The organism is Micromonospora sp. NPDC049836, from assembly GCF_044465125.1.
GTDB lineage: Bacteria > Actinomycetota > Actinomycetes > Mycobacteriales > Micromonosporaceae > Micromonospora.
The window spans coordinates 154429-178285 of the sequence record NZ_JBITLH010000003.1 but is presented as its reverse complement, the minus strand read 5'-3'; the positions used below and the strand labels follow the sequence as shown (position 1 = coordinate 178285).

Here is a 23857-nt window from a genome sequence, read left to right as displayed (position 1 = left end):
AGGCTGCGGGGCAGGCGAGCAGGGGAGGGCCCGTGAGCGCGGCGCAGATCATCACCCGGCTGGCGGCGGCCGCCCAGAAGCTGGACGAGGCGAAGGCCAAGGCCGCCGCGGCGGCGCAGGACGCCGCCGAGGCGCGGGCGCTGGTCGCCGGGGCCCTGGAAGGGGTGGCGGCCGGGCCGCTGATCGGCGTCATCGACGCCTACCGGCAGGCGCTCGCGCAGGCCGCGCAGGGCGGCGAGCCGGCCCGCCAGCATCTCCAGGAGACCATCGCCCGGGTGCGCGCGCTGGGCAGCTGACGTCGCCGGGCGCCGGCGACGCGCCCGGTGACCGGCTGACAACAATCCGACACCCGTCCGGTCGGACCTGCCGCGACGCGCCACCCGGAGGGGAACGTGGTGGCGGCACACATTCGCGGACGGTAATGTGCTGCGTCGTCGAAACCGCCGTTCGCTGTTCGGCGCCGCTGTCGCGATCGCATCCTCCCGACGGGGCGGCCCGCCGTCTGTCGGATCCACCCTTCCCGCACCACGCCCGCCGCACCGCGCCAGCGGTACGAGAGGAGCCGCAGTGTCCACAGAGGACGCGCCGCAGAACCGGCCGCCGGATGTGCCGGACGCCGGCGAACCGGAGACCCCCGGGTGGGAGAGGCGGTTCGCCGACCGTCCGCTCGGCTATCCCAACGCGCTGGTCTGGCTGCGCGCCGGCATGCTGCGGGACTGGCGCGGGGTGCTCGGCGCGTTCGTGGCCACCTGGTTCTACGTGCCGCTGGCCCTGCTCGCCGCCGTCTGGCTCGGCATCGCGGGCGGCCTGGCGGGGCTCTTCGTCGGCGGCGGTCAGGCCGGCGACCAGGTGCCGGCCGTGCTGCGCGACGCGCCGCTGGTCGGTCCGCTGCTCGACGCCTTCCTCACCCGCTCGGGCGGGCTGACCGGCGGTTTCCTCTGCTTCCTGCTGGGCTTCCTGGTCGGTTTCCTGGCCGTGCTGGTGCTGCCCTGGCGCGGCGCGTTCGACGAGCCGGCCAACCTGCTGACCGGGCTGGCCGGGGTGGTGCTGGCCGCCGCGCTGGTCGGCCTCCTCTACACCCTGGCCCGGGTGGTCCTCGAGCCGCGGTTCCTGGCCGTTTCCGGCGCCCGCCGGCTCAGCCGGCGGGAGGCCGACCGGCTGCGGCCCCTCCTCGCGGACTGCGCCCGCCGGCTCGACCTGCCCAACGTGCCCCGCCTGCTGATCGAGGACGACCCGGTGCTGACCAACGCCCGGGCGTACGCCCGGCACGTGGTGGTGAGCACCGCCCTGCTCGACGAACCGGACGAGAACATCGCGGCGCTGCTCAGCCACGAACTGGTGCACTGGCGGACCGGAGACGAGGTGACCGGCGCGTTCATCCGGGGAGTCGGGCTGCCGCTGGTGCTGGTGCACGCGATCCCCAGTTGGTTGATGCGGCGGTTCCCGCACCCGGCCACCGACTTCGTGGTCTTCCTGGTCTTCTGGCCGGTCCTGGTGACCATGCGGTTCCTGGTGCTGCCCGCCCACCGGCGCGACGTCCGGGCGGCCGAGTACCGCGCCGACGAGGGCGCCGTGCTCGCCGGCCACGCCACCGGCATGCGGGCCCTGCTGGAGCGGCGCCGCTCCTTCGAGACCGGACGCAGCGGCTGGGACGAGGCGGTCTGTGCCACCCACCCCCCGGCAGAGCTGCGCCTGGACCGGCTGGAGCAGCTCACCGGCCCGGACGCGGCCGGCGAGGCGGCGGCCGACGACGCCGCGGCCCGACGCCGCGAGCTGTTCGGGGCGCCGGCGTCGCCGGGACCGCGGCGGGCCTGGCTGGTGGCGGCGGCGCTGGTGGTGGTGAGCTGCCTCGGCGGTGGCGCGCTCACGGCCGCCCAGTGGATGTTCTACCGGCCGGAAGCGGCGGTCGACGGCTACTTCGACGCGCTCGGCGACCGCGATGCCCGGGACGCCCTGGGGTTGCTGACCGAGGACGCCCGCGCGGGGGTCGGCGACGAGGAGCAGCTGGCCCGGATGGTCGGGGCGAAGGACTACCAGCCACCGACCGACGTCCGGGTGACCGCGGTCGAGCGCGACGGCGACGAGGCGACCGCCACGGTCTCCTATGTCCTGGCCGGCACGCGGGCGACCGCGGAACTGCCGCTGCGCCGCGACGACCGGGCCACCCTCGGGCTGTTCCACCGCTGGCGGGTCGCCGCCGCACCGGCCCGGCTCTCGGTGCCGGGCGGACCGGCCGGGCTGACCGTCGGCGGGGTGCCGGCGGCCGGCGGCCCGGAGGACGGCGGAGTGGCGCTGCTGCCCGGGAGCTACTCGGTCGCCGGCCCGCGTAACCCGCTGACCGAGATCCCGCCGCAGGTCGTCCTGGCGCTGCCCGGTACGGAGCAGGTGGCCGGCGCGGACCTGCTGCGGCCGACCCTCGCGCCGGGCGCGCAGGCGGCCGCCGAGGAGGGCGTGCGGACCTGGCTGGACGGCTGCGCCGCGCAGCGGGTGGCCAACCCGACCGGCTGCCCCTTCACGTACTACAGCGGCAGCACCGTGAAGCGGATCGCCTGGAAGATCGAGAAGGTGCCGGAGCTCCAGATCGAGCTCTCCGACGAGAGCGGTGCGCCGGTGGCCGTGGTATCCACGGTGGACGGCGGGCAGGGCTCGGCCCGGGCGACCGGGGTGGAGGAGGACTACTTCACCAGCAACCGCCCCTTCGCCGAGACGGTGACCTTCCGGGTCCGGGGCGTGCTGACCCTGGTGGACGGAAAACCGACGTTCCGTCCGGACGCCGGATGACCGAGGAGAGGAGACCGGTGACCGGATCGTCGCCCCGCCCCGGAGAGCCGGTCCGCCTGCTGCTGGCGCCCCGCGCCGGCCGCCCGCCGACGGTGCCGCTGCTGGCCTGGCTGCACCGCCGCCCGGAGTTCCGCGCGGCGGTACGGGACGCGGGGGCGGGCCGGGGCGGCCGCCCCGGGTTCAGCGATGCGGTGATCATCGCGGTGGTGGCCCAGGGCCTGCTGCCGGGGCTGTTCAACCTGCTCCAGTCCTGGGTCGACCAGCAGCGCACCGAGGTCAGCGTGCGCCTGCGGGTGGGCGACGCCGAGGTGGAGCTGCAGGTCAACGGCCGCACCGATGCCGGGAAGCTGCTGGAGCAGGCGACCCGCGCGCTGCCCCGGGCCGGCCAGGACGGGGACGACCCGCCCGCCTGACCACCCGCCGGGACCGGCGGGCCCGCGGTGCCGCGGTGCTGGGGCACGCCGGGCGCCGTGCCGATTCGCCGGTTTGTGCCTCCCGTGCGACAACGGGTTACCAGCGCGTAACTTTTCATTGACGTGTGTGAAATCGGACACGCATCATCGTTCCCACGATCGATCGGATCCCACCCGTCCCCTCCCGGCCAACCCGGGTGCCTCCCACCGGAGGTGCAGCCATGCTGCTCCGAACGATCCTCGCCGCCACCACCGCCGTCACCGCCCTGCTGGTCCCGGCCGCCGCCGCCCAGGCCGCCGCGGCACCCCAGCGCACCGCCGCCGCCACGACCGCCGCCGCCGCGGCCGATCCCGCCGACCTGCCGCTCGCCGCGGCCGGCGCCAATCCGGTCGCCGCGGCCGGCGCCAATCCGGTTGTCGTGGTCGGCGGCCTGATCGGGGTCTCCATCGCGTACGAGCCGATCGCCGCCCGGCTGCGCGCCGACGGCTACCGGGTGTCGATCTACCAGTTGCCGAACCTCGGCTTCGGCGACATCCGCGAGTCCGCCCGCGCCCTGTCGTCCTACCTGGACCAGGTCCGGGCCGCCACCGGGGCGGCCAAGGTGGACCTGGTGACCCACTCGGAGGGCGGCCTGGTCAGCCGCTGGTACATCAGGTTCCTCGGCGGCGCCGACAAGGTCGACCGCTACATCAGCCTGGGCAGCCCGCAGCGGGGCACCTACGTCGCCAACATCATCAACTTCCTCGGCCTGGGCAGCTGCGTCGGCATCGTCGCCTGCCAGCAGATGAGCGCCGGGTCGTCGTTCCTGGCCGAGCTGAACGCCGGTGACGACACCCCGGGCGCGGTCCGCTGGACCACCGTGCGGACCTGGCAGGACGAACTGGTGGTGCCGATCAACAACGCCACCCTCGTCGACGGCGCGACCAACGTGCTGGTGCAGGGCTGGTGCCCGCTGCGGGTCGTCGGCCACCTCGGCCTGGTCCTCGACGGCACCACGTACTCGATCGTCCGGCAGGCGCTCGCCGGCGCCGCGATCCGCCCCAACTGCTTCGCCCTCTGATCGATCCCGGACCGGCGGGCGGCCCGCGTACGCCCGCCGGTCCGCGCGCCGGCGGTCCGGCGGGTCGGCGGTCCGGCGTGCCGGCGGTCCGGCGTGCCGGCGGTCCGGCGTGCCGGCGGGTCGGCGGTCCGGCCGGTCGGGCCGGCGGCGGGGCAGTTGGGCCGAGCGACCCCGGGGGCGGCGCGTGCCGTGCGACGCTGTGCCGGAGGCGGGACGGACGTGAAGGAGGTGCGCCATGGCCGCGACGCCGCAGGTCGACTTCGCGCTCGACACCTACGAGTGCATCGTGCTCTATCCGGGGCCGTCCGGGCGGGCGCTGCCCGAGGAGACCGTGCAGCGGCTGCAGGCCGAGCACCTGCACCACATGCAGGCGCTGCAACGGCGCGGCTTCATCCTGGTCGACGGCTCAGTCGACGGGCCGGCCCGCGAGCCGGACCCGCCGATCGGCTTCGGCCTGGCCCGCACCGGCTCGGTGGACGACGTCCGCAGCGTGATGGAGGCCGACCCGGCCGTGCAGGCCGGGCTCTACCGGGTGGACGTGCTGACCTTCCTCTGCCCGGCCGGCTCGCTGGAGTTCCCGCTGGCGGCGAAGCAACGCTGAGCGCCGGGCGCCGGCCCGCCCACGGCCCGCTCGCCCGGCCGGCTCGGCTCGCTGGGCTCGGCTCAACCCGCCGGCTCGGCCCGGCCCGCCCGACCCGCTCGGCCCGCTGGGCTCGGCTCAACCCGCCGGCTCGGCCCGGCCCGCCCGACCAGCTGGCTCGACAGCCGGCCGGCCCGTCCGCGCCGCCAGCCCGGACCCAGCCTCCCGGCCGCGGGGCGATCAGCGGGAGCACCCGGCCGGGGACCTGACGGCGGGCGGTACGATTTCCGCCGCGCGGTCGCCGATGCCCGCCACCCACTCGACGTTCCGGTGCGGTTGTTCACCGCCCACCGCGCGCGATTCGCGCGTCGTCGGACAACTGTTCCGCAGTCCGAAAGGGGTCGGCCGCCGGGTCGATCCGGAGGAGAGACTAGCCTGATGGGCGTGACACGCCGCGCGAAGATCGTCTGCACCCTCGGTCCCGCCACCTCGTCCCCGGAGCGCATCCGGGGCCTGGTCGAGGCGGGCATGAACGTAGCGAGGCTCAACTTCAGCCACGGCAGTCACGCCGACCACGAGGCGGTGTACCGGCTGGTGCGCGAGGCGGCCGACGCCGCCGGGCAGCCGGTGGCGGTGCTCGCCGACCTGCAGGGCCCCAAGATCCGTCTCGGCCGGTTCGCCGACGGCCCGCACGAGTGGCGTACCGGCGACTCCGTGGTGATCACCGGCGACGACATCCTGGGCAGCAAGGAGCGGGTCTCCTGCACCTACCGGAAGCTGCCGCAGGAGGTGAAGCCGGGTGACCGGCTGCTGATCGACGACGGCCGGGTGGCCGTCGAGGTCAGCGACGTCACCGGCAACGACATCCGGGTCCTGGTCACCGAGGGCGGCCCGGTCTCCAACAACAAGGGCGTCTCGCTGCCGAACGTGGCGGTCAGCGTCCCGGCGATGTCGGACAAGGACGCCGAGGACCTGCGCTTCGCCCTCGGCCTGGGAGTGGACCTGATCGCCCTGTCCTTCGTCCGCTCGGCCGAAGACATCAAGCTGGTGCACTCGATCATGGCCGAGGAGGGCGTGCAGCGCCCGGTGCTGGCCAAGGTCGAGAAGCCCGAGGCGGTCGACCACCTGGAGGCGATCGTGCTCGCCTTCGACGGGGTCATGGTCGCCCGCGGCGACCTCGGCGTCGAGCTGCCGCTGGACCAGGTGCCGCTGGTGCAGAAGCGCGCCGTGCAGCTGTGCCGGGAGAACGCCAAGCCGGTCATCGTGGCCACCCAGATGCTCGACTCGATGATCGAGAACTCGCGGCCGACCCGCGCCGAGGCCTCCGACGTGGCCAACGCGGTGCTCGACGGCGCCGACGCCCTGATGCTCTCCGGCGAGACCAGCGTCGGCAAGTACCCGGTGCTCACCGTCAGCACCATGGCGAAGATCATCCAGACCACCGAGTCCGGTTCGATCGGCGTGCCCCGGCTGCAGCACGACCCGCGTACGCACGGCGGCGCGCTCACCGTCGCCGCCTCCTCGATCGCCCGGGCCATCGGCGCGAAGGCCATGGTCGCCTTCTCGCAGACCGGTGACACCGTCAAGCGGCTCGCCCGGCTGCACTGCGACCTGCCGCTGCTGGCCTTCACCCCGGTGCCCGAGGTGCGTAGCCAGCTCGCTCTCTCCTGGGGCGTCGAGACGTTCCTGATGCCGTTCGTCGAGCACACCGACGACATGTTCCGCCAGGTCGACCAGGCGCTGCTCGGGCTCAACCGGGCCAACCCCGGTGACTACGTGGTGATCGTGGCGGGCAGCCCGCCCGGCACTCCCGGCTCCACCAACACGCTGCGCGTGCACCAGCTCGGCTCGCTGGTCGACGCCGCCTCCGCGCGGGCGCTGCAGTGAGCGCGGGCGGCCGGCCGGCCGGGCGGGTCGCGCGCCCGCGACCCGGGGTGGCGCGGTGAGCGAACGCCGGGTGGCGACCGGCCAGGCCGCGGTCGACCAGCTGCTGGAGGTGCTGGACCTCGCGAACACCGGTGAGATGACCTTCCGGGGGATGAGCCCCCCGGTCGGTCCGCAGCGGGTGTACGGCGGTCAGGTCGCCGGCCAGGCCCTGGTCGCCGCCGGGCGGACCGTCGAGCCGGAGCGCTTCGTGCACTCCCTGCACGGCTACTTCGTCCGCCCCGGCGACCCCGCCGAGCCGATCGAGTACCAGGTGGAGAACGTCCGGGACGGCCGCTCCTTCTCGGTGCGCCGCTCGGTCGCCCTCCAGCACGACAAGCCGATCTTCTTCATGTCGGCCTCGTTCCAGCGGCAGGAGGAAGGGCTGGACCACCACGCGCCGGTGCCGCCGGACGTGCCGGCCCCGGACGAGGTCCCCACCATGGCCGACCGGCTGGCCCGCTATCCGGAGCGGCTCGGCATCTGGGGCCAGATCCCGCGCCCGATCGACGTGCGCTACGTCGGCGAGCCCGGCTGGGTACGTCCCGGCGACCGGCCCGCCGAGCCGCACCAGCGGGTCTGGATGCGCCTCGACGGCAAGCTGCCCGACGATCCGCTGCTGCACGCCTGCGCCCTGGCGTACGCCTCCGACCTCACCCTGCTCGACTCGGTGCTGTCGGTGCACGGCGAGGTCTGGGGCCCCGGCGGGGTGGTCGGCGCGAGCCTGGACCACGCGCTCTGGTTCCACCGGCCCTTCCGCGCCGACGAGTGGTTCCTCTACGACTGCTGGAGCCCGTCCGCCTCCGGCGCGCGTGGCCTGGCCACCGGCCGGATGTTCACCACCGACGGCCGGCACATCGCCAGCGCCGTGCAGGAAGGGCTGCTGCGCCGGGTGGGCGCCTGACCGGCCGGCCCGGTCGGGCCGTGGCCGTTCGGTCGAGGGCCGCGGCACCGGCCGGACGATCAGCCGACTAACCTGTCCGGCATGCGTCTCTCCGCTCGGGTCGACTACGCCCTCCGCGCGGCTGCCGAGCTGGCCTCGACGGCCGAGGGGGCGGCGACCGGACGACGCCGACCCGTGACGGCCGAGCAGATCGCCCGCGCCCAGGACATCCCCCCGAAGTTCCTCGAGAGCATCCTGTTGCAGCTGCGCCGCGGCGGGATCGTGCACGCGCAGCGCGGCCCCGAGGGCGGCTACTGGCTGGCCCGGCCGGCGGCGGAGATCTCCCTGGCCGAGGTGATCCGGGTGATCGACGGCCCGCTCGCGCACATCCGCGGCCAGCGCCCGGAGCAGCTCGGCTATCACGGCGCGGCCCGTTCGCTGCAGGACGTGTGGATCGCGCTGCGGGCCAGCGAGCGGGAGATCCTGGAGCTGGTCACCCTCGCTGACGTGGCCGCCGGCACGCTGCCGGCCCGGGTGACCGAGCTGGCCGCCGACCCGGCCGCCTGGAGCTGACCGGCCCGTCCCACCCACCGATCGGGTACTTGACCGGAGCGCCCCCGTGCCGCATTGTCGACCAAGTCGATAGGAGATACCGAAAAGTTCGGGGGACACCGGTGCGTAAGCTGCTGATCCTCGCCCTGGTCGGGCTCGCCGCGCAGCTGGTCGACGGCGCGCTCGGCATGGCGTACGGGCTGACCTCCTCGACGCTGCTGCTCTTCGCCGGGGTCGCGCCGGCAGCCGCGTCCGCCTCGGTGCACCTGGCCGAGATCGGCACCACCCTCGCGGCCGGAATCGCGCACTGGCGGTTCGGCAACGTCGACTGGCGGGTGGTCGCCCGGATCGCGCTGCCCGGAGCGGCCGGCGCGTTCGCCGGCGCCACCGTGCTCAGCTCCGTCTCGACCGAGGCCGCCGCGCCCTGGATGGCCGCCGTCCTGTGCACGCTCGGCGGCTACCTGCTGATCCGCTTCGCCCGGCCGCTACGGCCGCACCGGGCCGCCGGCCGGCTGCGGGGCCGCTTCCTCGCCCCGCTCGGGCTGGTCGCCGGCTTCGTCGACGCCACCGGCGGCGGGGGCTGGGGTCCGGTCGCCACCCCGGCGTTGCTGGTCTCCGGCCGGCTGGCCCCGCGCACGGTGATCGGCTCGGTGGACACCGCGGAGTTCGTGGTCGCCGGTGCGGCCAGCGCCGGGTTCCTCATCGGTCTCGGCGCCGAGGGCTTCCTGCTGCCCACCGTGGCGGCGCTGCTGATCGGCGGCCTGATCGCCGCCCCGATCGCCGCCTGGCTGGTCCGCATCGTCCCCGCCCAGCTGCTCGGCGCCACCATCGGCGGGGTGATCGTGCTGACCAACGCCCGGACCCTGCTGCGCGCCGGCGAGCTGGGCGGTCCCGTGCCGGCGCTGGTCTACGCGGTGCTCGGCGCCGGCTGGCTGACCGCGCTGGCGCTGGCGGTCCGGGCACTGCGCCGGACCCGCCGGGCCCGAGCCGTCGTCGCCGCCGCGCCCGCGTCCGCGGATCCGGACGCCGCGCCGGCTCCCGCCGACTCGACCGGCGCCGGCCCGGCCGCAGTGAGCGCCGCGCGCGAGCCGGCCGTCGACGATCCGGCGGCGGGGGGCGTCGGGTCGCGGTCACTGGCCGCCGCCGTCGAGGGCTGACCGGCGCGGTGCGCGGTCAGCCGGCGCGGTTCAGGCCGCGCCGGGCGGTGCGGACCCGCTGCGGCTCCACCGGCGTCGGGCGGCCGTCCGGGGCGAGCATCCGGTGCGCCGCCTCCAGCCCGGTCAGCGCGGCGCCGTAGGCGCTGAGCTCGCGCTGGAAGTGCTCCACCTTGGCGTACCAGAACCTCAGCTCCGGGTTCATCGCCTTGGCGTTGAGGTAGTTGACGATGTCGGTGTCCGGGGTGATGCCCTGCCGCGCGTAGCAGCGGTCGAACCTCGCCTTGGTCCGCTCGTACCGGTCGGTCATCGCGGTCAGGCCGGCCTCCGCCTCCAGCAGCCGGTTGCGCAGGTAGCGCACGTACTCGCGGGGGAGCGGCGGCGGGTCGGCGGGCGCGGTGCGGGGTGCCGGGAGCACAGGCATGGCGATCACCCGACCCGAACCGCGGCGCGGGCCCGGACGCCGGGCTCAGGGCCGGCCGCCCGTCGACGATCGACTCCATTCCGGAACAGCATGACCGGCCTCCCTCCGGCTCGGCTGGCGGGTCCGCGCCGGCGGCGGCGCGGCGTTCGCGTCCCGGCCGGTCGGGGGGCGACGTCGCCCCGGCGGCCCCGTACGTAGTGATGTCCTTCTACCCTGATCCGCCGGCGATCATGCGCCGCATCCGGGCCCCGCTCGGTCGCGGGGACCGGGCCGGGCCGGTTGTGCGGCCGGAAAGCGTTGTCCTAGGCTGTCCCCGCGCGGAGTCGAATCACCGACGTCGATCAGTGGCGTCCCGTCAGCGCGACGCACCGCTCCCGCCGGCCCGGGCAGGCCGGCGCGCTGCGTCGCGGGCTCGATCTCCGCGAAAGGCATCCCCGTGCACCCCATCACACCCCGTCGCCGGACCGCGCTGCTCGCCGCGGCCGCGGCGACCGCCCTCGTCACCGGCGCTCTCACCACGGTGGCCGCCTCGGCCGCCGCCGCCGGTTGCCGGGTCGACTACCGGGTCACCAACCAGTGGGGCGGCGGCTTCGGCGCCGACGTCACCATCACCAACCTCGGCGACCCGGTGAACGGCTGGACGCTCACCTGGTCCTTCACCGCCGGCCAGCAGATCGGCCAGGCCTGGAACGCCACCGTCAGCCAGTCCGGCGGCCAGGTCTCGGCCCGCGACGCCGGCTACAACGCCACGATCGGCACCGGCGGCACCGCGAACTTCGGCTTCAACGCCTCCTGGAACGACGCCAGCAACCCGGCCCCGGCGAGCTTCGCGCTCAACGGCACCACCTGCACCGGCGGGACCACACCGACCAGCGCGCCGCCCACCTCCGCCCCGCCGACCACCCCGCCACCCACCACCCCGCCACCGACCACCCCGCCACCCACCACGCCGCCGCCGACCACCCCGCCGGCGGGCGCCAAGCAGATGGAGAAGCTCGACCGGGGGCTGATCAGCGTCCGCTCCGGCAGCGGCAACCTGGTCTCCTGGCGGCTGCTCGGCACGGAGACCGCCGGGGTGTCGTTCAACCTCTACCGCGGCGCCACGAAGGTCAACAGCAGCCCGATCACCGGCGCCACCAGCTACCTCGACAGCGGCGCCGCCGCCGGCACGGCGTACACCGTCCGGCCGGTGGTCGACGGCGCCGAGCAGGCGGCGTCCGCGCCGGCGTTGCAGTTCACCAACGGCTACCTGGACGTGCCGATCCAGGCCCCGCCCGGGGGCACCACACCGGCCGGGGAGGGTTACAGCTACTCGGCGAACGACGCCAGCGTCGGCGACCTCGACGGCGACGGGCGCTACGAGATCGTGCTCAAGTGGGACCCGTCCAACGCCAAGGACAACTCCCAGTCCGGCTACACCGGCAACGTCTACGTCGACGCGTACACCCTCACCGGCGCCCGGCTGTGGCGGATCGACCTCGGCCGCAACATCCGCGCCGGCGCCCACTACACCCAGTTCCAGGTGTACGACTACGACGGCGACGGCGACGCCGAGGTGGCCATGAAGACCGCCGACGGCACCCGCTCCGGCACCGGCCAGGTGATCGGCTCCTCCTCCGCCGACTACCGCAACTCCAGCGGCTACGTGCTCGCCGGCCCGGAGTACCTGACCATGTTCGACGGCCGCACCGGCGCGGCCCTCTCCACCGTCGACTACGACCCGCCGCGCGGCACCGTCTCGTCCTGGGGCGACTCGTACGGCAACCGGGTCGACCGGTTCCTGGCCGCCACCGCGTACCTGGACGGGCAGCGCCCCTCGCTGATCATGGCGCGCGGCTACTACACCCGCGCGGTCATCGCCGCCTGGGACTTCCGCGACGGCACGCTGCGCAAGCGGTGGACGTTCGACTCCAACGCCAGCGGCAACGGCGCCGCCGCCGGCCAGGGCAACCACAACCTGTCCGTCGCCGACGTCGACAACGACGGCCGGCAGGAGATCGTGTACGGGGCGGTCACCATCGACGACACCGGCCGGATCCTCTGGTCGACCGGCAACGGCCACGGCGACGCCATGCACGTCGGCGACCTCGACCCGGCCCGCGCCGGGCTGGAGGTCTTCAAGGTCGACGAGGACGGCAGCAAGCCCAGCTCGTGGATGGCCGACGCGCGTACCGGCCAGATCCTCTGGCAGACCGCGCCGAACGGCGACAACGGCCGGGGCGTCTCCGACGACGTCTGGGCCGGCAGCCCGGGGGCCGAGTCCTGGTCCTCCGCCGTCGACGGCCTGCTCAACACCCGGGGTCAGAACGTCGCCCGCAAGCCCTCCTCGGCCAACTTCCTGGTCTGGTGGGACGGCGACCCGGTCCGCGAACTGCTCGACGCCACCAAGATCGACAAGTACGGCACCGGCGGCGAGACCCGGCTGCTCACCGGCAGCGGGGTGGCGTCCAACAACGGCACCAAGTCCACCCCGGCGCTCTCCGGCGACATCCTCGGCGACTGGCGCGAGGAGGTCATCTGGCGCACCAGCGACAGCAGCGCGCTCCGCATCTACAGCACGCCCACCCCGACCGGCGTACGGCTGCCCACCCTCATGCACGACCCGCAGTACCGGGTCGCCATCGCCTGGCAGAACACCGCCTACAACCAGCCGCCGCACCCCGGGTTCCACCTCGGCGACGGCATGGCCACCCCGCCCGCGCCGAACATCTACCTGCGCTGAGCGTCCGGCTCGACGGCCCGGCCCGGATTGACGGCGCCGGGCCGCAACCGGCCTGACGGCCCGGCCCACCTCGGCGGCGCCGGGCCACAACGGCAGGCACCGGGCCGCCAGCCGCGGAATCCGCGACCGGCGGCCCGGTGCACCACACCGCGGCATTCCCGACCCGTCCCGACCGGGAATGCCGTACCACCACCGGACACCACGTTAGGCCGGCTCCGCGACGCTGGGGTGACGTGGCTATGAAGAGCGTGTTTCAGCGGCCCTGGCGCAGGCCACCGGCGACCTGCTCGGCGATCAGCTCGAACGAGCGGACCCGGTCGGCGACGTCGTACACCATCGTGGTGAGCATCAACTCGTCCGCGCCGGTGCGCTCCAGCAGTGCCCCGAGCTGCCGGGCCACCGTCTCCGGCGAGCCGGTCGCCTGCCCCTCCCGCCGCTGCGCGACGAACTCCCGCTCGAACTCCGAGTACGGGTAGGCCGCCGCCTCCTCGGGCGAGACGAGCGGCTCCGGGCGCCCCGAGCGCAGCTTCAGGAACGACAGCCCGGCCGGCCCGGCCAGCCACTCGGCCCGCTCGTCGGTGTCCGCGCAGACCGCGTTGACGGCCACCATGGCGTACGGCCGATCGAGCCACTGCGACGGCCGGAAGTGCTGCCGGTAGAGCTGCAGCGCGGGGATGGTGTTCTGCGCGCTGAAGTGGTGCGCGAACGAGAACGGCAGCCCGAGCAGGCCGGCGAGCTGCGCGCTGAACCCGCTGGAGCCGAGCAGCCAGACCTGCGGTGACTGCCCCTTTCCGGGAGTGGCGGTGATCGGGCCGGGCTCCGCGCCGCTGAAGTAGTTCATCAGGTCGGCCAGCTCGCGCGGGAAGTGCTCGGCGGACAGGCCCTCCATGGTGCGGCGCAGCGCCAGCGCGGTCACCTGGTCGGTGCCGGGCGCCCGACCGATGCCCAGGTCGATCCGGCCCGGATGCAGCGCCTCCAGGGTGCCGAACTGCTCCGCCACCACCAGCGGCGCGTGGTTGGGCAGCATCACCCCGCCGGAACCGAGCCGGATCGTCGAGGTGTGCGCCGCGAGGTGGGCGAGCAGCACCGCCGGGGCGGAGCTGGCGATCGCCGGCATGTTGTGGTGCTCGGCCACCCAGAACCGGCGGTAGCCCAGCTCCTCGGTGCGGCGGGCCAGCTCGGTGGTGTGCCGCAGGGCCTCGCCGGCGCTGCCGCTCGCGGCCACCGGGGCAAGATCAAGAACAGACAGGGGTACGTCGATCACGGCTCGGGTCAACGCCCGGGCCGCCGGATTTGTTCCGGCCGGTGGCCTAACCCATGCCGCGCGCCTGCTCGAAGATCAAACTCGTCTGGGTGTGCTGCACGGCGGGATCCACCGCCAGGTGGTCCAGCACGAAGTCCCGCAGCGCGTCCCCCGAGGCCGCCCGCACGTGCAGCACGTAGTCCTCCGCGCCGGCCACGTGGAACACCGACACCACGCCCGGCAGGCGTACCGAGCGGGCCCGGAACGCGTCCACCGCCGCCCGTTCGTGCGCGGTCAGCCGCACCGACACCAGCGCCTGCAACGGCAGGCCCACCGCGGCCGGGTCGACCTCCGCGTGGAACCCGCGGATCGCCCCGCACTCGCGCAGCGCCCGGGTCCGGGTCAGGCACGTCGACGGGGCCACCCCGACCCGCTCGGCCAGGGCGTTGTTCGGCAGCCGGCCGTCCGCCGCCAACTCGGTCAGGATCGCGCGGTCCACGTCGTCCAGGGCCGCGAACGGCGGCCGTACATCATTCGGTGCGAGGGGCATGCGAGGATCATCCGTCGAACTTCGCCGCATCGGAAGAGCATTTCGCAGAATCTTCTTCGCCGCTCTTGCTCTCGGCGCTGCTGATGTTCGACGCTTCCGGCCATGACCGCCGTGGACACCAGAGCCGTGCACGCCGGGCGCGAGGATCTCGCCGGCCTCGGCGTCCACGTGCCGCCGATCGACCTCTCCACCACCAACCCGCTGCCCTCGGTCGAGGGCGGCGGCGACGCGTACGAGGCGCTCGCCACCGGTGGCCTCCTCCCGGCCGACGCCAGCGCCGTCTACCAGCGGCTCTGGAACCCCACCGTGGCCCGCTTCGAGACCGCCCTCGCCGAACTCGAGGGCACCGCCGAGGCCGTCGCCTTCGCCAGCGGCATGGCCGCCCTCACCGCCACCCTGCTCGCCGCCACCCGCGACGGGAAGCGGCACGTCGTCGCCGTCCGCCCCCTCTACGGCGGCACCGACCACGTCCTCGCCACCGGCCTGCTCGGCACCGAGGTCAGCTGGGCCCGACCCGGCGAGGTGGCCGCCGCGATCCGACCGGACACCGCGCTGGTCGTGGTCGAGACCCCGGCCAACCCCACCCTCGACCTGGTCGACATCGCCGCCCTGGCCACCGCCGCCGGCGACGTCCCGCTGCTGGTCGACAACACCGTCGCCACCCCGGTGCTCCAGCAGCCCGCCCGGCACGGCGCCGCACTCATCCTGCACAGCGCCACCAAGAGCATCGGCGGACACGGCGACGTCCTCGCCGGCGTCGTCGCCTGCGACCCCAGCTGGGCCACCCGGCTGCGCCAGGTCCGCGCGGTCACCGGCGCCATCCTGCACCCGCTCGGCGCCTACCTGCTGCACCGCGGCCTGCAGACCCTGCCGCTGCGGGTCCGCGCCCAGCAGGCCGGCGCCGAGAAGCTCGCCGGCTGGCTCGCCGGCCACCCGGCCGTCGAGCGGGTCCACCACCCGTCGCTGCACGACCCGGCCGGCCTGGTCGGCCGCCAGCTGGCCGGCACCGGCAGCCTGCTCGCCTTCGAGGTACGCGGCGGCGCGCCCGCCGCGGCCGAGGTCGCCGGCGCCTGCGAGCTGATCACCCACGCGGTGTCGCTCGGCGGCGTGGACACGCTGATCCAGCACCCGGCCTCGCTCACCCACCGGCCGGTCGAGGGCGACGCGAAGCCCGGCGGCGGACTGCTGCGGATCTCCGTCGGGCTGGAGGACCCGGAGGACCTGCGGGCGGATCTGGCGCGGGCGCTGTCGCGGATCTGACGCGCGGCCTGCCGGCCGGTGGGTGCGGGTCCGGTCAGGACTTCGGGCCGACGTGCCGGTCCAGCGCGGCGACCGCCGCCCGGCGGGCCACGGACAGCGAGTTGCGGCGGTTCATCCGCCAGGCGATACCGAGCAGGTCGAGCGCCCACTGGCAGAGACCCATGATGTCGGTCGACTCGTTGTGGAACATGTAACGGGGATAGACGTACTTCTTCCCTCGGACGACGACCTGGTTGGCGAAGCGGCACCCGTCGGAGTGGAAGAGACCGCGCAGGAAGTCGCCCGGGTGCGCCTCGACGAGGGTGCGCTGCCAGTCCGCCAGGACGATCGGACGCTGGTGCTTCTTGCCCGGCCCGTGCTGCGGGAACAGGCACGGCCAGTGCTTGCCGTAGCTCTGCACGGCGACGCAGCCTGGATGCTGGACGCGCTGGACCTTTTCCGCCAGGACCCTGCGCATGGCCTCGTCGCATGCCTCGATCAGTCCCGGCCAACTGTCGCTGCAAGAGATCCGGAGCACCGGCACCCGCGCGTTGGTCACGAGATGCCCGTCGCCCAGATAGAGGCCGAGGAGATAGGCGTAGGCGGCCGGATCTGTCGGCACGCGGACACCCTCACGGCAGCGGAAACACCGCAGTGCGGTGCCTAGAACCGCAGGGGTCGGGCGGTCTTTGCACCAGTGCCACACGGTGCGGTAGTTGAGGCCGACAGCGCGGGCCGCCTCCGCGACCGTGGCCCCGGACAGAAAGGCCTGACGTGCTCGGGCGCGTATCTCGGGTGGGTGCACGAGGACATCTTCGAACGCCCGTACGACATTCCCGGTGTCCCCGGTGGGATTCGAACCCACACTGTCGGAGGTTTGAGCTCCGCTTCTCTACCGGTTGGAATACGGGGACAGGCTCGCGCGACGCTCTCGCGTCGTGCCATAGGTTACCTACTACGCTAGGGGCGGCGACACCCGGCACGGCGGGTGTCGAGTTCGAACCGGTGGGAGTGGCTCGTGGGCGAGATGCAGGCGGACGCCGAGCGCAAGCGCGTTCTGATCGCCGAGGACGAGGCGCTCATCCGGCTGGACCTGGCCGAGATGCTGGTCGAAGAGGGCTACGAGGTGGTCGGCGAGGCCGGTGACGGTGAGACCGCCGTCAAGCTCGCCGAGGAGCTCAAGCCGGATCTGGTCATCCTCGACATCAAGATGCCGATCATGGACGGGCTGGCCGCCGCCGAGCGGATCGCCGGCGCGCGCATCGCCCCGGTGATCATCCTGACCGCGTTCAGCCAGCGCGACCTGGTGGAGCGGGCGCGGGCGGCCGGTGCGATGGCGTACCTGGTCAAGCCGTTCCAGAAGAGCGACCTGGTGCCGGCCGTGGAGATCGCGCTGTCGCGCTACTCCGAGATCGCCGCGCTGGAGTCGGAGGTGGCCGGCCTGACCGACCGGCTGGAGATCCGCAAGACCGTCGAGCGGGCCAAGGGCGCGCTGATGACCACGTACGGGATGACCGAGCCGCAGGCGTTCAAGTGGATCCAGCGCACCGCGATGGACCACCGGATGACCATGAAGGAGGTCGCCGAGCGGATCCTCGCGGAAACCGCCGGCGGCGAACTCACCCACCCCGCCTCCTAACCCCCCCCGGCCCGCGCGGCGGGCCGGGTTGCGTAGTGGCGCCCGCGAGGCGGCCCGGCCCACCCCCGCCGCCCCCCACCCCCGCCGGCGTCGATCATGGACTTGTGGTGCCCAGCTTGCGCCTTTGACGGCTTTATCCGGTGCCACAAATCCATGATCGCGGGATGGGCGGGTCCGCGGCCGCGCGGGCGGGGCGCCCGCGGCGGCGGCGGACCGGGCGAGCGGCGGGTTCCCTGGGTCGGTGGAGGTCGATACGATCGCGGCCATGCGGCGCGGCGTGGCGGTGTTCGGCCTGCTCGTGCTGCTGCTCGCCGCCTGTCGCCCGATGGGCCGGGCCGCGCCCGTGCCCACGCCCGCACCGGTCCGGCCGGGCTGGCAGCCGGTCACCCTTCCGGTCCCGCCCGGTGCCCCGGGCCGGCTGGCGCTGCGCGACGCCACGGCGTGTGCCGGCCGCTGGTTCGTGGTCGGTGCGGTGGTGGACGCCGCCGGTGGCACCCGGCCGGCCGCCTGGAGCAGCCCCGACGCGGTCACCTGGACGGCGCTGCGCCCGGTGCCGCGCAGCCCGTACGGCGAGGAGAACCTGCTGACGGCGGCGGGCTGCCGGGACGGTCGGCTGGCCGCGGTGGGGGGCAAGAGCGGCGGGGTGCACGGCAATCCCCGGATCAGCACCTGGCGGGCGGCCGACGACGGCTCCCTGGTGGAGGTGCCGGCCGAGTTCGAGGTCTTCGGCGGGCCGGACGCGGTCAACGTGGGGCGGATCGCGGGCGGGCCGCGCGGGTGGTTGATCTCGGGCAACCGGGCCACCGGGGCGGCGGCCTGGGTGTCCCCGGACGGGACGGACTTCGCGCTGGTCAGCGCGGTGCCGGGGCTGGCCGCCGACGCGGCGGGGCGGCCGTGGGTGGCGGACGGCATCGGCACCCCGTCGGGGTGGCTGCTGGTGGGCTCGGTGCTGCCGCCGGGGCGTACCGGCACTCAGCCGGTGGCGTGGACCTCGACGGACGGGCGGAGCTGGCGGCGCGCGGTGCTGCCGGCCGCGGACGGCGGCGCGGATCTGCAACGGGTGGCCGGGGCGGGGGAGCGGACGGTGGCCGTGGGTCGCCGGGGCGACCGGCTGGGCGCCTGGGTGGAGGAGGGCGGGCGCTGGCGGTCCGGTGGCGCGTTCGGCGCGGGGGGCGGCGCGGTCTCGGGGCTGGCGGCGGTCGCCGGCGGGGTGCTGGTGCTGCCGGCCGCCGGTCCGACCGGCTGGCTCTCCCGCGATGGTGACTCTTGGTCACCGGTCGGCCTGCCGGTGGCCGTGCCGGGCGGGGCCGAGCGGGCGGTGGCGGTGACGGGATCGAGCGACGTTGCTCTGCTGGTGGTGGATGACGGCACGCGAGCGCGGCTGTGGTCGGCGCGGGGGCCGTGGCAGCCGAACTGATTGCTTTCCGACAAGTGCTTGGCCGTCATTAACTGTACGATTTGTCCTGTGACGGGCCAGCGTGTGTTACAGCACATCCATGAAATCGGCCACTCAACGTAACGGTTAGGTCAACCCCTCCTCCTAGCTATTCCGGCGTGCCCGGGAAGTGGGATAACGTCCCGCCCCAGACCGGGATCGCGGTCGGTCCGGCCAGCCTCGCAAGGTCCAATTCGCGGTGGGTGGTCCGGGCATCGGACGGAGGAGGGTACGAGCCGTGAGGCAGAAGCTCGCTCGGGTGCTCGGTGGCGTGGCCATCGGCGCGCTCGTTTTCAGTGGCGCGGCCTGTAAGGCCGACAGCGGCGACAGTGAGGCCGGCGGCGGCGGGAAGGCCGCCTGCGATCTGAAGATCGGCTTCTTCGGCGCGCTGACGGGCGACGCCGCGGGTCTCGGTATCCACATGCGCAACGGCACCCAGCTGGCCATCGAGCAGTACAACAACGAGAACAAGGACTGCCAGGTCAAGCTGGAGCAGTACGACTCCCAGGGCGACCCGGCCAAGGCCCCGGCCCTGGCCCAGCAGGCGGTCGGCGACAGCAAGATCGTCGGCATCATCGGCCCCGGCTTCTCCGGCGAGTCCGAGGTGGCGGACCCGATCTTCGACGCGGCCGGCCTGCCGACCATCACCCCGTCGGCGACCCGCCCGAGCCTGAGCAGCAAGGGCTGGAAGGTCTTCCACCGCGGCGTGGGTAACGACACCTCCCAGGGCCCGGCCGCCGGTCGCTACATCAAGGACGTGCTGAAGGCCGAGAAGGTGTACGTCGTCGACGACCAGTCGGCGTACGGCGCCGGCCTGGCCGACGAGGTCAAGAAGGTCATCGGCACCCCGGCCGGCTACGACAAGATCCAGGTCAAGCAGACCAACTTCTCCGCCGTGGTCACCAAGATCACCAGCAGCGGCGCGACCGCCCTCTTCTTCGGTGGCTACTACACCGAGGCCGGCCTGCTGCTCAAGCAGCTCAAGGGCGCGGGCTGGAAGGGCACCATGATCGCCGGTGACGGCGTGAACGACGCCAACTTCATCAAGGTCGCCGGTCAGCAGGTCGCCGAGGGCACCATCCTGACCTGCCCGTGCGCCCCGGCCACCAAGGCCAAGGGCACCTTCCCGACCGACTACAAGACGAAGTTCAACGTGGACCCGGGCACCTACGCCGACGTGTCCTTCGACATCACCAAGATCATGCTCGAGGGCATCAAGGCCGGCAAGTCCAGCCGGGCCGACCTGAACGCCTTCATCAACAGCTACAGCGGCACCGGTGGCGCCACCGGTGTGACCTACAAGTTCGAGTCCAACGGCGAGCTGGACCCGGCCCAGGTCATCGTCTGGGCGTTCAAGGTGAACGCGGGCCAGGTCGTCCCCGAGATCGAGATCCCCAAGGCCTGACCGGGTTCGTCCGGTCCCGCCACGGGACGCCAGGCGTGCGGCCGGGAGTTTCCTCCCGGCCGCACCGCTTGGCCGCACAGTTGGAGCCCCCACTTGAACTTCGATGAGCTCTTCGGGAACTTCCCGGCGCTGACCATCACCGGGCTGGAACAGGGCGCGATCTACGCGCTCGTCGCGCTCGGCTACACCCTGGTGTACGGCGTCCTGCGTCTGATCAACTTTGCCCACTCCGAGGTCTTCATGGTCGGTACCTTCACCGCCCTGTGGACCTGGGAGGCGCTGGGTCACAACCAGAACACCCCTGCCCCCGCGTTCGGCCCGCTGATCCTGGCGGTCCTCGCCGGCCTCGCCGTCGCGATGGTCGCCTCGGCGTCCACCGCCGTGGTGGTGGAGCTGGTCGCCTACCGGCCACTGCGGCGCCGCAACGCGCCGCCGCTGGCCTTCCTCATCACGGCGATCGGCGCCTCGTTCGTGCTCTCCGAGTCCTTCGGCATCGGCACCGAGCGGGCGCCGTTCGGCATGCCGGACCTGATCCCGCAGAAGACGGTCTTCACCCTCTTCGGGGCCGAGGTGACCAACCTCCAGCTGCTGATCCTCGGCGTCACGTTGATCATGATGATCAGCCTGGACCAGTTCGTGAGCCGCAGCCGGCTCGGCCGGGGCATCCGCGCCGTGGCCCAGGACGCGGACACCGCCGCGCTGATGGGCGTCAACAAGAACCGGGTCATCCTGCTGGTGTTCATCCTCGGCGGCCTGATGGCCGGCGTGGCCGCGCTGCTGTGGGACATCCGGTTCGGCTTCACCAAGTTCAACGTCGGCTTCCTGATCGGGCTCAAGGCCTTCTCGGCCGCGGTGCTCGGCGGCATCGGCAACCTGCGCGGCGCGCTGCTCGGCGGCCTGCTGCTCGGCGTGGTGGAGAACTACGCCGCCGGGCTCTTCGGTGGAGACTGGAAGGACTTCACCGGGTTCGTGCTGTTGATCGTGCTGCTGATGTTCCGGCCGACCGGCCTGCTCGGCGAATCTCTCGGGAGGGCGCGCGCATGACCGCCACCTCGGACAAGAAGGGGCGTCTGGCGGCGTTCCGTACCCGCTGGGGCGCGATGCCGAGGCAGGTCCGCTGGGTCGGCCTGGCCGCCCTGGTGGTCTTCCTCTACGTCCTGCCCAACCGGTGGTTCTACGAGTACCTCGGCTTCCCGATCGGCAGCGACTACTTCGCCTTCTACACCACCCGCTCCGACTTCGCGACGGTGCTCTTCGACACCTCGGTCTTCGTGCTGCTGGCGGTGGGCCTGAACGTCGTGGTCGGCTTCGCCGGCCTGCTCGACCTGGGCTACTTCGGCTTCTACGCGGTCGGCGCGTACACGGTGGCGCTGCTGACCTCGCCGGAGAGCCGGTTCGGCACCAACTGGCCGTGGCTGGCGGCGGTGCCGGTGGCGATCCTGGTGGCCATGGTCTCCGGGGTGATCCTCGGTGGTCCGACGCTGCGGCTGCGCGGTGACTACCTGGCCATCGTGACCCTCGGCTTCGCCGAGATGATCCGCCTCTACGCGGCCCGCAACGAGGGCATCGCGCAGGGGCAGCGGGGCATCCCGCAGATCCCGCACCCGCCGGGCACCGGCTCGGACGGTCACCCGCTGTTCGGCGTGGAGAGCTCGAAGCCCTACTACTGGCTGATCCTCACGGTGATCATCGTGATCATCTTCGCGATGCGGAACCTGGTCAACAGCCGGGTCGGCCGGGCCTGGGTGGCGATCCGCGAGGACGAGGACGCCGCCGAGATCATGGGCGTGCCGACGTTCAAGTACAAGCTGTGGGCGTTCGCCATCGGCGCGGCGGTCGGCGGTCTGACCGGCGCGATCTTCGCCGGCAAGCAGACGTTCATCAACTCGGACAGCTTCCTGCTGGAGAACTCGATCCTGGTGCTCGCCGCGGTCATCCTCGGCGGCGCGGGCAACATCAAGGGCGCGATCGCCGGTGGCGCGATCACCTGGTACCTGCCGGAGTGGCTGCGTGGCGTGGGCGACCTGATCGGTGTCGAGTTCGACGCGGCGGAATACCGGATCCTGGTCTTCGGCCTGGTGGTCATCGTGATGATGATCTTCCGGCCGCAGGGTCTGGTGCCCAACCGGCGCCGCGCGGCGGAGTTCGCCGACCGGCGCAAGGAAGTGGTTCCCCAGGAGACGGTGCCCAATGAGTGAGCCGCAGATGCACAGCGAGCGGGACGAGACCAGCGAGCGGGACATCGCCGACGACGGTCGCAGCACCGTCGGCACCCCGCCGGAGTCCGGCGCGGACACGCCGGTGGAGCCCACCCCCGGCGCGACCGCGCCGGCCGGGCGGGAGCCGCTGCTGGAGGTCGACCACGTCACCCTCCGCTTCGGCGGCGTGGTCGCCCTGAACGACGTCGCGTTCACCCTCTACCAGGGGGAGATCCTCGGCCTGATCGGCCCGAACGGCGCCGGCAAGACCACCTGCTTCAACGCGATGACGGGGGTCTACCGGCCCACCGAGGGCGAGATCCGGTTCAAGGGGCAGCGGACCAACGGCAAGCGCCGGTCCTGGATCACCAAGGCGGGCATCGCCCGGACGTTCCAGAACATCCGGCTCTTCCCGGAGATGACCGCGCTGGAGAACGTGATGGTGGGCGCGGACGCCCACCACAAGACCAGCGTGATCTCCGCGATGCTGCGGCTGCCGCGGCACTGGCGGGAGGAGCGGCAGGGCCGCGACAAGGCGTACGAGCTGCTGCGCTTCGTCGGCATCGAGCGCCGCGCCGGGGACCTGGCCCGCAACCTCTCGTACGGCGAGCAGCGCCGGCTGGAGATCGCCCGGGCCCTGGCCACCGACCCCACCCTGCTCTGCCTGGACGAGCCGGCCGCCGGCTTCACCCCGGCGGAGAAGGAGGAACTGCTCGGGCTGATCCGTAAGATCCGGGACAACGGCACGACCGTGCTGCTCATCGAGCACGACATGCGACTGGTCATGGGCGTCACCGACCGGATCGTGGTGCTGGAGTTCGGCAAGAAGATCGCCGAGGGCCTGCCGGCCGAGGTCCGGGACGACCCGAAGGTGATCGCCGCGTACCTGGGGGTGCCGACCGATGCTGCTTGAGATCAAGGACGTGACCCTGCTGTACGGGCGGATCCAGGCCCTGCACGGGATCAGCCTGACGGTCAACGAGGGTGAGGTGGTGGCCCTGATCGGCGCGAACGGCGCCGGCAAGACCACCACCATGCGGGCCATCTCCGGGCTGCGCCCGGTGGCGTCCGGCTCGATCATCTTCGACGGCACCGACGTCACCCGGATGCGGGCCGACCTGCGGGTGGTCCGGGGCATCGGGCAGGCGCCCGAGGGCCGGGGCGTCTTCCCCGGCATGAGCGTGCTGGAGAACCTCGAGATGGGGGCGTACACCCGGCGGGACCGCTCGGGCATCGCCGAGGACATGAAGATGGTCATGGACCTCTTCCCCCGGCTGGCCGAGCGGCGCAAGCAGCCCGGCGGCACGCTCTCCGGCGGTGAGCAGCAGATGCTGGCGGTGGGCCGGGCGCTGATGGCCCGCCCGCGGCTGCTGCTGCTCGACGAGCCCTCGATGGGGCTCGCGCCGATGCTGATCCAGCAGATCTTCGAGATCATCACCCGGATCAACGAGCAGGGCACCACGATCCTGCTGGTGGAGCAGAACGCCCAGCAGGCGCTCTCCCGCGCCCACCGGGGCTACGTGCTGGAGACCGGCCGGATCGTCAAGGAGGGCACCGGCCGGGACCTGCTGCACGACCCGGCGGTCAAGGAGGCGTACCTCGGCGTGGCCTGAGGTCGTACCGGCGGCGGCCGGCCGTCCCTTCGCGGGGCGGCC

The 23857-nt window shown here is 73.4% G+C and carries 22 protein-coding genes and 1 tRNA gene; 18 read left to right on the top strand and 5 right to left on the bottom strand.

What is annotated here, in order from left to right; translation table 11 throughout:
• The first annotated feature begins 32 nt into the window (after positions 1 to 32).
• The 9 genes from ACIBPB_RS08745 to ACIBPB_RS08705 all read left to right on the top strand — a co-directional run bounded on the left by ACIBPB_RS08745 (position 33) and on the right by ACIBPB_RS08705 (position 9350).
• Positions 33 to 296 (top strand): DUF6244 family protein, encoded by a 264-nt coding sequence (locus ACIBPB_RS08745; RefSeq protein ID WP_046569305.1) that lies wholly within the window; start codon positions 33 to 35, stop codon positions 294 to 296.
• 271 nt (positions 297 to 567) lie between these two features.
• Positions 568 to 2781 (top strand): M48 family metalloprotease, encoded by a 2214-nt coding sequence (locus ACIBPB_RS08740; protein ID WP_396838975.1) that lies wholly within the window; start codon positions 568 to 570, stop codon positions 2779 to 2781.
• A gap of 17 nt (positions 2782 to 2798) precedes the next feature.
• Positions 2799 to 3194, top strand: a complete 396-nt coding sequence (locus ACIBPB_RS08735) for a hypothetical protein (RefSeq protein ID WP_357326911.1) — start codon at positions 2799 to 2801, stop codon at positions 3192 to 3194.
• 221 nt (positions 3195 to 3415) lie between these two features.
• Entirely contained in the window at positions 3416 to 4255 is an 840-nt protein-coding gene (locus ACIBPB_RS08730; RefSeq protein WP_396838974.1) for a lipase family alpha/beta hydrolase, read from the top strand.
• Positions 4256 to 4490: 235 nt separating this feature from the next.
• The gene (locus ACIBPB_RS08725) at positions 4491 to 4856 is read left to right on the top strand and encodes a YciI family protein (RefSeq protein WP_046569310.1); all 366 of its coding nucleotides are present in this window, start codon (positions 4491 to 4493) and stop codon (positions 4854 to 4856) included.
• A gap of 417 nt (positions 4857 to 5273) precedes the next feature.
• Positions 5274 to 6722, top strand: coding sequence for a pyruvate kinase (gene pyk / locus ACIBPB_RS08720; protein WP_357326918.1), 1449 nt, complete (start codon positions 5274 to 5276; stop codon positions 6720 to 6722).
• Between the two features lie 70 nt (positions 6723 to 6792).
• Positions 6793 to 7662 carry an acyl-CoA thioesterase gene (locus ACIBPB_RS08715; protein WP_396839477.1) on the top strand — a complete coding sequence of 290 codons (870 nt, stop codon included), beginning with the start codon at positions 6793 to 6795 and terminating at the stop codon, positions 7660 to 7662.
• Between the two features lie 81 nt (positions 7663 to 7743).
• Positions 7744 to 8214 (top strand): Rrf2 family transcriptional regulator, encoded by a 471-nt coding sequence (locus ACIBPB_RS08710; protein ID WP_357326924.1) that lies wholly within the window; start codon positions 7744 to 7746, stop codon positions 8212 to 8214.
• A gap of 101 nt (positions 8215 to 8315) precedes the next feature.
• Positions 8316 to 9350, top strand: a complete 1035-nt coding sequence (locus tag ACIBPB_RS08705; protein ID WP_396838973.1) for a sulfite exporter TauE/SafE family protein — start codon at positions 8316 to 8318, stop codon at positions 9348 to 9350.
• 16 nt (positions 9351 to 9366) lie between these two features.
• Here the strand turns inward: ACIBPB_RS08705 and ACIBPB_RS08700 are convergent, their stop codons facing one another.
• Positions 9367 to 9771 carry a hypothetical protein gene (locus ACIBPB_RS08700; RefSeq protein WP_396838972.1) on the bottom strand — a complete coding sequence of 135 codons (405 nt, stop codon included), beginning with the start codon at positions 9769 to 9771 and terminating at the stop codon, positions 9367 to 9369.
• Between the two features lie 436 nt (positions 9772 to 10207).
• Here ACIBPB_RS08700 and ACIBPB_RS08695 point away from each other — a divergent pair, with 436 nt between their 5' ends.
• The gene (locus tag ACIBPB_RS08695; protein ID WP_396838971.1) at positions 10208 to 12493 is read left to right on the top strand and encodes a cellulose binding domain-containing protein; all 2286 of its coding nucleotides are present in this window, start codon (positions 10208 to 10210) and stop codon (positions 12491 to 12493) included.
• A 253-nt stretch (positions 12494 to 12746) separates the two neighbouring features.
• Here ACIBPB_RS08695 and ACIBPB_RS08690 read toward each other — a convergent pair whose 3' ends face one another.
• Positions 12747 to 13757 (bottom strand): LLM class flavin-dependent oxidoreductase, encoded by a 1011-nt coding sequence (locus ACIBPB_RS08690; protein WP_396838970.1) that lies wholly within the window; start codon positions 13755 to 13757, stop codon positions 12747 to 12749.
• A gap of 46 nt (positions 13758 to 13803) precedes the next feature.
• A complete protein-coding gene (locus ACIBPB_RS08685) occupies positions 13804 to 14286 on the bottom strand; it encodes an Lrp/AsnC family transcriptional regulator (RefSeq protein WP_046569320.1) in 483 nt (160 codons plus the stop codon).
• Between the two features lie 102 nt (positions 14287 to 14388).
• Here ACIBPB_RS08685 and ACIBPB_RS08680 point away from each other — a divergent pair, with 102 nt between their 5' ends.
• A complete protein-coding gene (locus ACIBPB_RS08680) occupies positions 14389 to 15546 on the top strand; it encodes a trans-sulfuration enzyme family protein (RefSeq protein ID WP_396838969.1) in 1158 nt (385 codons plus the stop codon).
• A 34-nt stretch (positions 15547 to 15580) separates the two neighbouring features.
• Here the strand turns inward: ACIBPB_RS08680 and ACIBPB_RS08675 are convergent, their stop codons facing one another.
• Together ACIBPB_RS08675 and ACIBPB_RS08670 are read right to left on the bottom strand one after the other, a co-directional pair.
• Complete coding sequence (locus ACIBPB_RS08675) at positions 15581 to 16147, bottom strand: transcriptional regulator (protein WP_396838968.1); 567 nt, start codon at positions 16145 to 16147, stop codon at positions 15581 to 15583.
• Between the two features lie 218 nt (positions 16148 to 16365).
• Positions 16366 to 16439, bottom strand: a tRNA-Leu gene (locus ACIBPB_RS08670).
• Positions 16440 to 16543: 104 nt separating this feature from the next.
• Here ACIBPB_RS08670 and ACIBPB_RS08665 point away from each other — a divergent pair.
• The 7 genes from ACIBPB_RS08665 to ACIBPB_RS08635 all read left to right on the top strand — a co-directional run bounded on the left by ACIBPB_RS08665 (position 16544) and on the right by ACIBPB_RS08635 (position 23815).
• On the top strand, positions 16544 to 17164 hold the full coding sequence (locus tag ACIBPB_RS08665) for an ANTAR domain-containing response regulator (RefSeq protein WP_396838967.1): 621 nt from the start codon (positions 16544 to 16546) through the stop codon (positions 17162 to 17164).
• Positions 17165 to 17405: 241 nt separating this feature from the next.
• On the top strand, positions 17406 to 18581 hold the full coding sequence (locus ACIBPB_RS08660) for a hypothetical protein (RefSeq protein ID WP_396838966.1): 1176 nt from the start codon (positions 17406 to 17408) through the stop codon (positions 18579 to 18581).
• Between the two features lie 256 nt (positions 18582 to 18837).
• Complete coding sequence (locus ACIBPB_RS08655) at positions 18838 to 20004, top strand: branched-chain amino acid ABC transporter substrate-binding protein (RefSeq protein ID WP_396838965.1); 1167 nt, start codon at positions 18838 to 18840, stop codon at positions 20002 to 20004.
• Positions 20005 to 20097: 93 nt separating this feature from the next.
• Positions 20098 to 21048 (top strand): branched-chain amino acid ABC transporter permease, encoded by a 951-nt coding sequence (locus ACIBPB_RS08650; RefSeq protein ID WP_396838964.1) that lies wholly within the window; start codon positions 20098 to 20100, stop codon positions 21046 to 21048.
• Positions 21045 to 22202 carry a branched-chain amino acid ABC transporter permease gene (locus ACIBPB_RS08645; protein ID WP_396838963.1) on the top strand — a complete coding sequence of 386 codons (1158 nt, stop codon included), beginning with the start codon at positions 21045 to 21047 and terminating at the stop codon, positions 22200 to 22202. The genes ACIBPB_RS08650 and ACIBPB_RS08645 overlap by 4 nt, the downstream gene beginning before the upstream one ends.
• The gene (locus ACIBPB_RS08640; RefSeq protein WP_357329201.1) at positions 22195 to 23115 is read left to right on the top strand and encodes an ABC transporter ATP-binding protein; all 921 of its coding nucleotides are present in this window, start codon (positions 22195 to 22197) and stop codon (positions 23113 to 23115) included. Before ACIBPB_RS08645 ends, ACIBPB_RS08640 begins: the two co-directional genes overlap by 8 nt.
• Positions 23105 to 23815, top strand: coding sequence for an ABC transporter ATP-binding protein (locus tag ACIBPB_RS08635; protein ID WP_396838962.1), 711 nt, complete (start codon positions 23105 to 23107; stop codon positions 23813 to 23815). Before ACIBPB_RS08640 ends, ACIBPB_RS08635 begins: the two co-directional genes overlap by 11 nt.
• Positions 23816 to 23857 lie beyond the last annotated feature (42 nt).